Raw genomic sequence first — 12,263 nt, forward strand, 5'->3', positions numbered from 1 at the left:
CAGTGGCAAGCACCGGTGCACAACGCACTCACGTCAGGCTGGCAGCGGCGCTGCTGGCCTCTCTGTTGGTGGCGTTTGTGGTGCTTACCTACCTCTCCTACACGGCAGCCTTTTCACCGATTGACACCGTCACTCTGACCGCGCCGCGAGCCGGGTTGGAGATGGACCGCGGCAACAAGGTCAAATACCGCGGCATCCAGATCGGCAAGGTCGACGACATCAGCTATGCGGGCGAACAGGCCCGACTGAGGCTGGCCATCGATGGCGGTGAGTTGCACTTCATTCCCGCCAATGCCACGGTCCATATCGCCAGCAACACGATCTTCGGCGCCAAGTCGGTGGAGTTCATTCCACCGAAGTCACCGTCGCCCGCCGCGTTGCGCCCGGGTGCACATCTCGCAGTGTCGGCTGTTTCACTCGAGGTCAACACGCTGTTCCAGTCGCTGATCGGCCTGCTGCAAAAGATCGATCCCGTCGAGTTGGACGGCACGCTGAGCGCGCTGGCCGAAGGTCTGCGGGGACACGGTAAAGACCTTGGCGGAGTGCTGTCCGGCCTGAATACCTTGACGCAGCAACTCAATCCGAAGCTACCGGCTCTGCAACAGGACTTCCGAAAGACGGCCGCGGTGGCCAACATCTACGCCGATGCAGCACCTGACCTTGTCACCGTTTTCAACAACACACCGACGATCGCCAGGACGGTGGTGGATGAGCAGAGCAATCTGAATACTGCCCTGTTGTCGACAATTGGCTTGTCCAACAATGCTTATGACACACTCGCGCCGGCCGAGCAGAATTTGATCGACGGCATCAAACGGTTGCGCGCCCCGCTGAAAGTCACCGCCGACTATTCGCCGGAGTTCGGCTGCCTTTTCGGAGCCATCAACCGTGGTATTCAAGAATTCGCGCCCATCCTGGGTGTACGGAAAGCGGGCCTGTTCACCTCATCGAGCTTCATCCTGGGTGCGCCGACGTACACCTATCCGGAGAGCCTGCCGATCGTCAACGCCTCCGGTGGTCCGAACTGCCGTGGACTACCCGACCTGCCCACCAAGCAGACCAGCGGCTCCTGGTACCGCGCTCCATTCCTGGTGACCGACAACGCGAACATCCCCTATGAGCCGTTCACCGAGGTACAGGTAGACGCGCCGTCAACGCTGCAATGGTTGTTCCACGGCGCGTTCGCAGAGCGGGACGACTTCTGATGGATGGCTACGAATCGCAGCGCTCGATCATGGTGAAGGTCGGCATCTTCACCTTCACCATGCTGTTGGTGGCATTCGGTCTGGTAGTGACCTTCGGGGAGTTCCGCTTCGGGCCGTCGAACACCTACCACGCCAACTTCATTGACGCGACGCGGCTGAAGGGCGGCCAGAAGGTCCGCATCGCCGGGGTGCCGGTCGGCGCCGTGAAGGACCTCAAGCTGAACCCGAACAACACCGTGGACGTGGCGTTCAGTGTGGACAAGCGCTACACGCTGTACTCGTCGACGCGCGCGCTGATCCGGTACGACAACTTGGTGGGCGACCGGTTCCTGGAAATCACTTCGGGCCCTGGGGAATTGCGCAAGCTCTCGCCCGGAGCGACCATCGATCAGCACCACACCGAGCCGGCGCTGGACCTCGACGCGCTCCTCGGTGGCCTACGCCCAGTGCTCAAGGGACTAGATGCCGACAAGGTCAACACCATCAGCAGTTACGTGATCGACCTGTTGCAGGGCCAAGGCGGGGCACTGTCCAACCTGCTGGCCAACACCAACGCGTTCGGATCGACGCTCGGTGCGCGTGACCGTTCTATCGGCGAGGTGATCACCAATCTCAACGCCGTGCTGGCCACCGTCGACGCCAAGGGGGCGCAGTTCTCCGACACCGTCGACCAGTTGCAGAAATTGGTCACCGGATTGGCCCAGGGCCGTGATGCGATAGCGGGCGCGATACCGCCGCTGGCCACCACCACGTCGGATCTGACCGACTTACTGAAGCACTCACGCCGACCGCTCCAAGGGACCCTGGAGAACCTCCGCCCGCTCGCCGGCGAACTGAACGATCGACTGCCCGAGGTGAACAACGACATCGAGCAACTCGGCGAGGACTACCTGCGGCTGACCGCGCTCGGCGCCTACGGTGCTTACTTCAACATCTACTTCTGCACGGTGTCGCTGAAGATCAACGGCCCGGCCGGAAGCGACATCTTGATCCCGATGGGTGGCCAGGTGGATCCGAGCAAAGGTAGGTGCGCTTTTGTCAACAAGTAGCACCCACCGCCGCGACCGCGACCCACTCCGCACCGGGGTCTTCGGAGTGGTCCTCGTGGTGTGCGTCATCCTGGTCGCGTTCGGCTACACCAAGTTGCCGTTCTGGCCGCAAGGCCGGCTTTACACCGCCTACTTCGCCGACGCCGGTGGGATCAATCCCGGCAACGACGTCTATGTGTCCGGCATCAAAGTCGGACAGGTGAATTCGGTCAGCTTGGCCGGCGACACCGCCAGGGTTGACTTCACCGTCGACCGGCATGTCAATGTCGGAAACCAATCGCTGGCGGCGATTCGGACCGAGACCATCCTCGGTCAGCGGGCAGTCGCGGTGACACCGGCCGGAGCGGGGATGGCCACCACCATCCCGCTGAGCCGGACGACGACGCCCTACGCCCTGGGCTCCGCGCTGGAAGACTTGGGCCACACCGCCGGCGACTTGGACAAGACCCAGTTCGAGAAATCGTTGAAGGTCCTCACCGACGCCTTGCACGACGCGACGCCGCAGCTCCGCGGGGCACTGGACGGCATCACCTCGTTGTCCCGCACTTTGAACACCCGCGACGAAGCGCTGGAACAGCTGCTGGCTCATGCCAAATCAGTGACCGGCGTGCTCGCCGAGCGTGCCGGGCAGGTGAACAAGCTGATCGTCGACGGAAACCAGCTGTTCGCCGCGCTCGACGCGCGCCGTGCCGCGCTGGCGGAGCTGATCTCCGGCATCGATGATGTCTCGGCGCAGCTCTCCGGCTTCGTCGCCGATAACCGCAAGGAGTTCGGCCCGGCATTGAGCAAGCTCAACACCGTGCTGGACGACCTCAACGAACGCCGTGACTACATCAGCGAGGCGCTGAAACGGTTGCCCCCGTATGCAACCACGCTCGGTGAGGTGGTCGGTTCCGGGCCCGGGTTCAACGTGAACGTCTACGGCGTGATTCCCGCACCCATCGTCGGGATGATGTTCGACACCGTGTTCCAGCCCGGAAAGCTCCCGAACAGCTTCGCGGATTATCTGCGCGGACTCGTCCAAGAGCGCTGGCGGTTAAGGCCACAGTCGCCATGACCGTCTTCTCCGCCTTCAGAGAACGTCGCCGCGGGTTGCGGTTGGCGTTGGCAGTACTGCTTGCCGTCGTGGTCGCGGTGGGCGCGTACATGGTCTGGCCGGGCCGCAGTGGTAACAAGATCGTCGGCTACTTCACTTCCGCGGTCGGGTTGTACCCCGGTGATCAGATCCGGATCGTAGGCGTGCCGGTAGGCACCATCGAGTCGATCGAACCGCGCGCCGAAGACGTGAAGATCGCCATGTCTGTGAAAAGCGGTGTGAAGGTCCCGGCGGATGCTCGCGCAATCATCATGTCGCCCAATCTGGTTGCGGCGCGCTTCATCCAGCTCGCCCCCGCGTACACCAGCGGGCCGGCGTTGCCGGACGGAGCGACCATCGCATTGGCCCACACAGCGGTGCCGGTCGAGTGGGACGAGGTCAAAGAGTCGCTGACTGATTTGGCCAAGCAGCTCAGCCCCGCGGCCGGACAGCTGCAGGGTCCGCTGGGCAATGCGATCAACCAGGCCGCGGATACGTTCAACGGCAACGGTGACTCGTTCCGTACTTCGCTGCGCGAGCTTTCGCGAGCCGCTGGCCGGCTGGGCGATTCGCGCGCCGACATCTTCGGAACGGTCAAAAACCTACAAGTCCTGGTCGATGCGCTGTCGGCGAGTAATGAACAGATCGTCTCGTTCTCAGGTCATGTGGCCTCGGTATCGCAGGTGCTTGCCAAGAGCTCAACCCACCTCGACAACACCCTGGGCACCCTGAACCAGGCACTGATCGACGTCAAAGGCTTTCTACAGCAAAATAACTCGACGCTGATCGGGACAGTCGACAAACTCACCGATCTGACGACGACGTTGAGCGATCAGAGTGAAGATATCGAGCAGGTGCTGCACGTCGCCGGCCCTGGTATCGCCAACTTCTACAACATCTACGACCCCGCGCAGGGAACGCTGAACGGCCTGATCTCTATCCCCGAATTCGCTAACCCGGTGCAGTTCATCTGCGGCGGCTCGTTCGACACCGTGGCGGGTCTGTCCGGCCCGGACTACTACAAGCGCGCCGAGATATGCCGCGAACGGTTGGGGCCACCGCTGCGTCGGCTGACGTTCAACTACCCGCCGATCATGTTCCATCCGCTCAACATGATCACCGCGTACAAGGGCCAGATCATTTACGACACCCCGGCCACTCAGGCCAAGGCGCAGACACCGATTCCAGATCTGCACTGGATACCGGCGCCGGGGGCGCACCCGCCGAGTCCGACCGACCTGCAAGCCTTGATGGTTCCGCAGGCAGCTCCTAACGCCTCGGCGCCCGGGGCTCCGGCACCCGGCGCGTTCGGTCCGCGACCGGGCCCGGGTCCAGCACCGCAGGCGCCTGTCGTGCCGCTACCCGCGGAGCAGGGAGCCGGGCGATGAGGCGGATCTGGTTGCGCGGCGGCGCATTAGCGACTGGCAGCGCACTGCTGGCAGGTTGCCAGTTCGGTGGATTGAACTCGGTCGCGCTGCCCGGTACCGCCGGTCACGGCCCGGGCTCGTACTCGATCACCGTCGATCTGGCCGACGTAGCAACCCTCCCGCAGAACTCGCCCGTCATGGTCGACGACGTCACGGTCGGCAGTGTTTCGGGCATTGACGCGGTACAGCGCCGCGATGGAAGTTTCTATGCCGCGGTCAAGCTGGCACTCGACCGCAACGTGGTATTGCCGGCCAATTCCATTGCTCGGGTGGCGCAGACCTCGCTGCTTGGGTCCCAGCATGTCGAGTTGGCGGCCCCTCCGAATCAGCCGCCGGTGGGCAGGCTGGTCGACGGTTCGGCCATTCAAGAGGCACGGACCAGTCGCTTCCCGACTACCGAGGAAGTGTTCTCCGCGCTCGGCGTCGTGGTCAACAAGGGCAACCTGGGTGCGCTGCAAGAGATTACCGACGAGACATATCAGGCGGTCGCAGGCCGGGAGGGCCAGTTCAACAATCTGGTGCCGCGACTCGCGGAATTGACCGCAGGGTTGAAAAACCAAGCCAACGACATCGTCGCAGCCATCGATGGTTTGGACCGGTTCTCGTCGATTCTGGCCAACAACAAGGACAGCCTAGGGCGGACGCTGGAAACGCTTCCCCAAGCGTTACGAGTACTCAACAAGAACCGTGACAAAATCGTCGAGGCGTTCGGCGCTCTCAAGAAAGTCGCAACGGTTGCGGCGCGAGTGCTTTCGCAAACAAAAGTGGATTTTGCCGCGGACATCGAGGACATCTACGCCAACACCAAGGCGCTGGCCGACAACCGCAAGAATTTCGTGACGTCGATGCAGTTGCTGCTGACGTTCCCGTTCCCCAACTTCGGTATCAAGCAGGCAGTGCGCGGCGACTACCTCAACGTGTTCACCACCTTCGACCTGACCGTGCGACGGCTGGGCGAGACGTTCTTCACCACATCGTGGCCGCTGGACCCGAACATGCTGCACATGAAGGACATCCTCAATCCGCCGGACTTCCTACTCGGTGAAATGGCCAACCTCTCCGGGCAGGCTGCAGACCCGTTCAAGATCCCGGCGGGCACACCAGCAGGGAACAACTGATGCTGGATCGACTGACTCGCGTCCAACTCGTCATCTTCGCGGTGGTCACGGTGATCACCGTTGCCATCATGGCGGTCTTCTACTTACGGTTGCCGGCCGCGATGGGCATCGGCACCTACCACGTGACGGCCAATTTCGTCGCCGGTGGCGGGCTATACAAGAACGCCAATGTCACCTACCGCGGGGTCGCGGTGGGGCGCGTCGACTCGGTGGGTCTTACCTCAGACGGTGTCGACGCGGTGATGCGGCTGAACAGCGGCACCAATGTCCCGTCGAACGTCACCGCATCGGTGAAGAGCGTGTCGGCCATCGGTGAGCAGTACATCGACCTGGTGCCTCCTGAGCATGCGGCGACGACCAAGCTGCACAACGGATCTCGCATCGACCGGAGCAACACCGTGATAGGTGTGGACATCGCGACGCTGCTACACCAGTCGGAGACGCTGGTCAACAGCGTCGCTGACACCCGATTGCGGGAGTTGCTGCACGAAACTTTCAAGGCGTTCAACGGATCCGGCCCCGAGTTGGCCAGACTGCTCGGATCGTCCCGGCTGCTGGTCGATCAGGCCAATGCGGACTTCCCGCAGACCTCGCAGCTGATCGATCAGGTCGGCCCGTTCTTGCAGGCCCAAATTCGCTCCGGCGATGACATCAGGGCGCTGTCCGATGGGCTGGCGCGGTTCACTTCTGAAGTGCACCAAGCTGATCCACAGTTGCGTACGCTGCTGACGGTCGTGCCGCCGGCTGTCGATCAGGCCAACACGGCATTCTCCGGTATCCGTCCGTCGTTCCCGGTGCTGGCGGCCAACCTGGCCAACCTGGGCAGGGTCGGCGTCATCTATCACAAGTCGATCGAGCAGCTATTGGTGGTGTTGCCGGCACTGTTCGCGGCGATCATCACCGCCGCCAACGGCGAACCCCAGGACGAGGGCGCCAAGCTTGACTTCAAGGTCAACATCGACCCGCCGCCGTGCACCACCGGATTCATTCCGCCACCGATGATTCGGACGCCCGCCGACGAGACGCTGCGGGAGCTTCCAACCGACTCGTACTGCAAGACTGCCCAGAACGACCCGTCGGCGGTGCGCGGGGCGCGCAACTATCCGTGTCAGGAATTCCCCGGCAAGCGGGCCCCGACCGTTGCGCTCTGCCGTGATCCCAAGGGTTATGTGCCGATCGGTACGAACCCGTGGCGCGGACCGCCGATCCCGTACGGAACCCCGGTCACGAATGGGTTGAATATCCTGCCGCCCAACAAGTACCCCTTCATTCCGCCGGGCAACGACCCGGATCCGGGGACACCGATCGCCGGGCCGCTTCCGCCTGGTGTGGTCGAAGGACCCGGCCCGGCGCCGCACCAGCCGTTCCCGCAGCCGCCGCCACCCAACACCGGGGGGACCGACGGTCGGCAGGCGTGGATTCCGCCGTCGCCGTACCCGCCGCAGAACCCGCAGATACCTTTCCCCAAGGCCGTTCCCGCGCCGCCGCCGCCGGAGGGATTGCCCGGAGCGCCGTACCCGCCGGCAGAAAAGCCGTGGGGTCCGCCGCCCGGTCCGGTCCCGCAGGCCAACGGCACCGCCTACACCACATACGACGATGCCACTGGCGTGTTCCAGGACCCCGCAGGAGGCACTGGTATCTTCGCACCCGGCAAAGTATCTACCGCGGAGAACTGGTTGGACCTGATGCGTGATCCGAGGCAGTTGTGACCGATCCAGCGGCGGTGCACCGGCCCCCGCGCCGGCGGGCGTCGCGGGCCGCCGGTCCGCACGGCGGTGAACCGGCCGCCACCACAGTCCGGGTCGAGACAGCGCCCAGGCCGGTCGAGCGGATCAATACACCGGTCGGTCCGCCACCGCGTCGGCCCGCGCACGGCAGGCGGGTCGGGTGGACTGCGGTGACCGCCGGTGTGCTGGGGATCGCGACGCTGGCCGGCGGGGTGGGTTTCGAGAAATATCAGCAGCAGCAGGCCGATGCGGACCACGCCCGGGTTCAGCGCTTCGTCGACACCGCCACCCAGACGGTGGTGAATATGTTCAGCTACAAACAAGACAACATCGACCAAAGCGTCGCCAGATTCGTCGAGGGGACTAGCGGGCCGCTGCACGGCATGCTCAGTTCCAACAACAACGTCGAGAACATCAAGGCATTGTTCCGCCACACAGACGCGAACTCAGAAGCGGTGGTCAACGGCGCCGCGTTGGAAAGCATTGACAGCGTTAGCGACAACGCGTCGGTGCTGGTATCGATCCGGGTGACTGTCACCGACCTGGACGGGGTCAATAAGCCCTCGATGCCCTATCGCATGCGGGTCATCGTGCACGAAGACGAGAACGGGCGGATGACCGGCTACGACCTGAAGTATCCAGACGGAGGCAATTGATGCGATGGTTGATCGCCGCCGTCGTGAGCTTGCTGACCACCACCTTCGTCGGGTTGGCCGCGGCCGGAGGCTGGCTCTACTGGCAGCGGGTCGAAACCCGCGGTGAGCAGGCGGCCCGCGCTACGCTCCCGCCGTTGGCCACCCAGGAGATTCCCGAAGTGTTCGCCTACGACTACCAGACGGTAGAGCGCAGTCTGGGCGCCGCGTACCTGTTGCTTACTCCGGGTTATCGCCAGGAGTTCGAGAAAAGCGCCAACGAGAAGATCATCCCCGAGGCGCGCAAACGCGAGGTCGTTGTGCAGGCGAGCGTGGTCGGCGTGGGAGTATTGGCGGCGCAACGCAATTCGGCATCGGTGATGGTGTACATGAACCGCACGGTTACCGACAAGACCCGGCAACCGCTATATGACGGCAGCCGGTTGCGAGTCGATTACCAGCGGGTCGGCGGCAAATGGCTGATCAACTACATCACGCCGATCTAGCCGACCAATCCCGTCAGCGGCACTGACCGATCTCGTTGCAGTCCAAGGGGTATCGGTCGACAGGTACAGCAAGCGGTCCTTGAAACGCCAGCGTGAACGGGGTTTTCGTCATCGCGGGCTGTAGGCCGCAGACGTCTGCATGAATGCTGGTGTGCGTACCGGTAAGCGATACGTCGTCAAACGCATACGTATCCGACGACGGCGCGGTGGTGCCATCCGGGCATGCGACGCCGTTTTCCTTCGGCACCTGGAAAGTCCACAGGTCACTGGCCAATCGCGCCCGGCCAACGAAGTTCGCCATCTTCTCCGAACGGCTGATTGTCCGGGCGGTGGTGCTAGCGACGTTCAGGGAGCAGAGGTCCGCGGCGACGACGGGGTCGGTGAAATCGGGGATCGCGCGCTGCCTCGACGGCGCGTCGCACAGCGCGGAGATCCTCCACGTCGTCGTGGGCACTCCTGCTTCGGTCAAGCTGTACACGCCATCCGGTGGCGGGCCGAGTGCGTTGGCGGGGCCTGCGGTGCCCATTGCTGCGAGTGTCATGACGGCGGCGGCGGTCAGGCCGCGGGAGATCGTCATCTGCGCGCTCCCTCCGAATAAGTTCATCGATTATCTCAGTGCGCCTGCGGCCGCACCATGGATTCAGCTGTTTGACGGATGACCAGCAGCCAGCGCTTCGAGGAATGATCGAGCCCACCCGTCGACGTCGTGGACCAGTACCTGACGCCGCAATGCGCGCATCCGACGTCGCCCCTCCTCGGCAGACTGGTTGAGCGCTGCCTCGATCGCGTCTTTGACGCCTTCGGTGTCGTGCGGGTTGACCAGGTATGCCTGCTTCAGTTCGGCTGCGGCTCCGGTGAATTCGCTGAGCACCAATGCTCCGCCGAGGTCGCTGCGGCAGGCGACGTATTCCTTGGCCACCAGATTCATCCCGTCCCGCAGCGGCGTGACCAGCATGACGTCACTGGCCACGAAAAACGCGATGAGCTCGTCGCGCGGGACGGGGCGATGCAGGTAATGCACTACCGGGCGGCCGACTTCCGCGTATTCGCCGTTCATGTGACCGACCTGCTGCTCGATATCCTCGCGCAGCTTCTGGTAGCTCTCCACCCGTTCACGGCTGGGCGTGGCGAGCTGCACCAGCACGGTGTCATCACCTTTGACGCGGCCCTCGGCGAGCAGCTCGGCAAGCGCCTTGAGCCGCACATCGATGCCCTTGGTGTAGTCCAACCGGTCGACGCCCAGCAGAACCTTGCGGGGACTGCCGATCTCGGCCCGGATCTCTTTGGCTCGTCGGCGGATGTTGCGGTCGCGGCCCTTCTGGTCAAGCTCGCTCGAGTCGATCGAGATCGGGAAGGCGCCCACCCGCACAATGCGGCCGTCGACGTCGACTTCACCGAAGCGCGACCGCACACCGACCGAACCCCGCGACGTGCTCGCGCCGAGCAGGCGGCGGGCCAGAATCAGGAAGTTCTGGGCACCGCCGGCCAGATGGAATCCCACCAAGTCCGCACCCAGCAGGCCTTCCACGATCTCGGTACGCCAGGGCAGCTGCATGAACAACTCGACGGGCGGGAAAGGGATGTGCAAAAAGAACCCGATCGTCAGATCGGGACGAAGTGAGCGCAACATCGCAGGCACCAGTTGCAGCTGGTAATCCTGCACCCAGACGGTGGCTCCGTTGGCGGCGGCGCGTGACGCGGCTTCGGCGAACCGGCGGTTGACATCGACGTACCGGTCCCACCACTCCCGGTGGTAGCTCGGTTTGACGATCACGTCGTGATAGAGCGGCCACAACGTGGCGTTGGAGAACCCCTCGTAATACTCTTCGACGTCGTGAGCCGACAGCCGCACCGGGTGCAGCCGAAGATCCTCCTCGACGATGGGTTCGTCCTCGACGTCGACGTCGTCGTCCACGACCCCCGGCCACCCGATCCAGGCGCCGCGACGGCGGCGCAAGATCGGTTCTAATGCGGTGACCAGTCCGCCGGGGCTGCGCTTCCAGGAGGTGCTGCCGTCGGGCAACCGCTCCATGTCGACCGGCAGCCGGTTGGCGACCACCACGAAGTCGGACACACCGGAGACGGGGTTGTTTCGCGGACTTCGCGCTCCCTTGCCTCCCGTGCCGGGCATTTACACCTCGGTTTTCGCGGGTCCGATACCGAGCATCGCCAGGAAGACGCGGCACTCGTCGGCGTCGGTCGCGTAGGCGGCCACTACCCGCCTGGCCTGGCTGGCCGTGGTGTCAGGCAATGGCTCCACGTCGTCGATTTCATGGGTGTCAGATTTGGCGGGCATGACATAACTGTAGGCGAAGTGCGTAATCAGCCGCAGAGTGCGCCGCAACCCGCCGACGTTGACGTTACGGGCTGGGCCGTAATCTGTAAGCACTCGCCCGGCGCGGGTGCGGGCCGTGCGGCCGCGGAGGAGCCGGGCAATGTCGGCACGGCGAGGCGAGGTGGCGAATGGCAGTCCCCAACGAGGTGGGCACCAGCCCGGATGAGGCGAGACCTGATGAGTTGGTGGCCTACGAAATGCTCGACGAGGGCCGCATCGCCCGGATCTGGCTGAACCGCCCGGACGCGCACAACGCCCAGAGTCGCGGTCTGCTGGTGCAGCTCGACGAGGCCTTCCTGCGCGCCGAGGCCGACGACACCGTCCGGGTGGTGATCCTCGCGGCTCGGGGCAAGAACTTCTCCGCCGGCCACGACCTGGGTTCGGAATTGGCATTGGCGGAGCGGGCGCCCGGTCCGGACCAGCTGCCAAGCTTCCGGATCAACGGCGCCAACCGCGATGCCGTCGCGGAAAAGACCTACCTTCAGGAGTGGCACTACTTCTTCCAGAACACCTGCCGCTGGCGCGATCTGCGCAAGATCACCATCGCTCAGGTACAGGGCAATGCGATCTCCGCGGGCTTGATGCTGATCTGGGCGTGCGACTTGATCGTGGCGGCCGACAATGCAAAATTCAGCGACGTCGTGGGTGTCCGGATGGGTATGCCGGGAGTCGAATATTACGCTCACCCTTGGGAATTCGGCCCCCGCAAAGCCAAAGAGCTTCTGCTGACCGGTGATTCGCTGGACGCCGACGAAGCCTACCGGCTCGGGATGGTGTCCAAGGTCTTTGCGGCCGACGAACTGGCCGACAAGACGCTGGAGTTCGCCCGCCGGATCGCCGAACGGCCAACGATGGCGGCTCTTTTGATCAAGGACTCGGTAAACGCCGCATCCGACGCGATGGGCTTCACCGAGGCGTTGCGGCACGCGTTCCACATCCACGAACTGGGCCACGCGCACTGGGCGGCACACAACGAGAACCGCTACCCGATCGGACTGCCGCCCGACGTCGAGGATTGGCGCAACGCGAAGCCGACCAAGCTCGCCCGCAAGGACACTCCCTAGCCGCAGCCGACCCGCTGATGCGCGCATGGTTCTATAGCTAGAACCTGTTTCAGTTTCGGGGCGAAGGGGTCGGCATGCAGCTTTCGTTCGAAGACCGGACATACCTGGTCACCGGTGGTGGCAGC

12 protein-coding genes are annotated in these 12,263 nt (G+C 63.9%); 9 read left to right on the top strand and 3 right to left on the bottom strand.

The genetic code is table 11. The features are described 5' to 3' along the window. The first annotated feature begins 2 nt into the window (after nt 1-2). The 8 genes from VGG53_RS02080 to VGG53_RS02115 are packed head-to-tail and all read left to right on the top strand — an operon-like array spanning nt 3 to nt 8,739. Complete coding sequence (locus tag VGG53_RS02080) at nt 3-1,205, top strand: MCE family protein (RefSeq protein WP_331516323.1); 1,203 nt, start codon at nt 3-5, stop codon at nt 1,203-1,205. Beyond that, the gene (locus VGG53_RS02085; protein ID WP_331516324.1) at nt 1,205-2,254 is read left to right on the top strand and encodes an MCE family protein; all 1,050 of its coding nucleotides are present in this window, start codon (nt 1,205-1,207) and stop codon (nt 2,252-2,254) included. Before VGG53_RS02080 ends, VGG53_RS02085 begins: the two co-directional genes overlap by 1 nt. After that, nucleotides 2,241-3,311 (top strand): MCE family protein, encoded by a 1,071-nt coding sequence (locus VGG53_RS02090; RefSeq protein WP_331516325.1) that lies wholly within the window; start codon nt 2,241-2,243, stop codon nt 3,309-3,311. The genes VGG53_RS02085 and VGG53_RS02090 overlap by 14 nt, the downstream gene beginning before the upstream one ends. Next, nucleotides 3,308-4,717 carry a virulence factor Mce family protein gene (locus tag VGG53_RS02095; protein ID WP_331516326.1) on the top strand — a complete coding sequence of 470 codons (1,410 nt, stop codon included), beginning with the start codon at nt 3,308-3,310 and terminating at the stop codon, nt 4,715-4,717. The genes VGG53_RS02090 and VGG53_RS02095 overlap by 4 nt, the downstream gene beginning before the upstream one ends. Further along, entirely contained in the window at nt 4,714-5,874 is a 1,161-nt protein-coding gene (locus VGG53_RS02100; protein ID WP_331516327.1) for an MCE family protein, read from the top strand. Before VGG53_RS02095 ends, VGG53_RS02100 begins: the two co-directional genes overlap by 4 nt. Further along, entirely contained in the window at nt 5,874-7,583 is a 1,710-nt protein-coding gene (locus VGG53_RS02105; protein ID WP_331516328.1) for a virulence factor Mce family protein, read from the top strand. Before VGG53_RS02100 ends, VGG53_RS02105 begins: the two co-directional genes overlap by 1 nt. Then, on the top strand, nt 7,580-8,257 hold the full coding sequence (locus VGG53_RS02110; protein ID WP_331516330.1) for a mammalian cell entry protein: 678 nt from the start codon (nt 7,580-7,582) through the stop codon (nt 8,255-8,257). The genes VGG53_RS02105 and VGG53_RS02110 overlap by 4 nt, the downstream gene beginning before the upstream one ends. Further along, complete coding sequence (locus VGG53_RS02115; protein ID WP_331516332.1) at nt 8,257-8,739, top strand: mammalian cell entry protein; 483 nt, start codon at nt 8,257-8,259, stop codon at nt 8,737-8,739. Before VGG53_RS02110 ends, VGG53_RS02115 begins: the two co-directional genes overlap by 1 nt. Before the next feature lie 13 nt (nt 8,740-8,752). Here the strand turns inward: VGG53_RS02115 and VGG53_RS02120 are convergent, their stop codons facing one another. From VGG53_RS02120 to VGG53_RS02130, 3 genes are all read right to left on the bottom strand, one after another. Then, nucleotides 8,753-9,316 carry a hypothetical protein gene (locus VGG53_RS02120; RefSeq protein WP_331516333.1) on the bottom strand — a complete coding sequence of 188 codons (564 nt, stop codon included), beginning with the start codon at nt 9,314-9,316 and terminating at the stop codon, nt 8,753-8,755. 63 nt (nt 9,317-9,379) lie between these two features. Further along, nucleotides 9,380-10,870, bottom strand: coding sequence for a trehalose-6-phosphate synthase (locus VGG53_RS02125; RefSeq protein ID WP_331516334.1), 1,491 nt, complete (start codon nt 10,868-10,870; stop codon nt 9,380-9,382). Then, nucleotides 10,871-11,035 (bottom strand): hypothetical protein, encoded by a 165-nt coding sequence (locus tag VGG53_RS02130; RefSeq protein ID WP_331516335.1) that lies wholly within the window; start codon nt 11,033-11,035, stop codon nt 10,871-10,873. A gap of 167 nt (nt 11,036-11,202) precedes the next feature. Here VGG53_RS02130 and VGG53_RS02135 point away from each other — a divergent pair, with 167 nt between their 5' ends. Further along, on the top strand, nt 11,203-12,138 hold the full coding sequence (locus VGG53_RS02135; protein WP_331516336.1) for an enoyl-CoA hydratase: 936 nt from the start codon (nt 11,203-11,205) through the stop codon (nt 12,136-12,138). Nucleotides 12,139-12,263 lie beyond the last annotated feature (125 nt).

The sequence above is a fragment of the Mycobacterium sp. genome (assembly GCF_036490025.1).
Lineage (GTDB): Bacteria > Actinomycetota > Actinomycetes > Mycobacteriales > Mycobacteriaceae > Mycobacterium.

What these genes read in the sequence shown, in the direction of transcription:
- VGG53_RS02115 (WP_331516332.1), top strand. Translation starts at nt 8,257, where the DNA reads ATGCGATGGTTGATCGCCGCCGTCGTGAGCTTGCTGACCACCACCTTC.
- VGG53_RS02105 (WP_331516328.1), top strand. Translation starts at nt 5,874, where the DNA reads ATGCTGGATCGACTGACTCGCGTCCAACTCGTCATCTTCGCGGTGGTC.
- VGG53_RS02095 (WP_331516326.1), top strand. Translation starts at nt 3,308, where the DNA reads ATGACCGTCTTCTCCGCCTTCAGAGAACGTCGCCGCGGGTTGCGGTTG.
- VGG53_RS02100 (WP_331516327.1), top strand. Translation starts at nt 4,714, where the DNA reads ATGAGGCGGATCTGGTTGCGCGGCGGCGCATTAGCGACTGGCAGCGCA.
- VGG53_RS02135 (WP_331516336.1), top strand. Translation starts at nt 11,203, where the DNA reads ATGGCAGTCCCCAACGAGGTGGGCACCAGCCCGGATGAGGCGAGACCT.
- VGG53_RS02125 (WP_331516334.1), bottom strand. Translation starts at nt 10,870, where the DNA reads ATGCCCGGCACGGGAGGCAAGGGAGCGCGAAGTCCGCGAAACAACCCC.
- VGG53_RS02120 (WP_331516333.1), bottom strand. Translation starts at nt 9,316, where the DNA reads ATGACGATCTCCCGCGGCCTGACCGCCGCCGCCGTCATGACACTCGCA.
- VGG53_RS02130 (WP_331516335.1), bottom strand. Translation starts at nt 11,035, where the DNA reads ATGCCCGCCAAATCTGACACCCATGAAATCGACGACGTGGAGCCATTG.
- VGG53_RS02085 (WP_331516324.1), top strand. Translation starts at nt 1,205, where the DNA reads ATGGATGGCTACGAATCGCAGCGCTCGATCATGGTGAAGGTCGGCATC.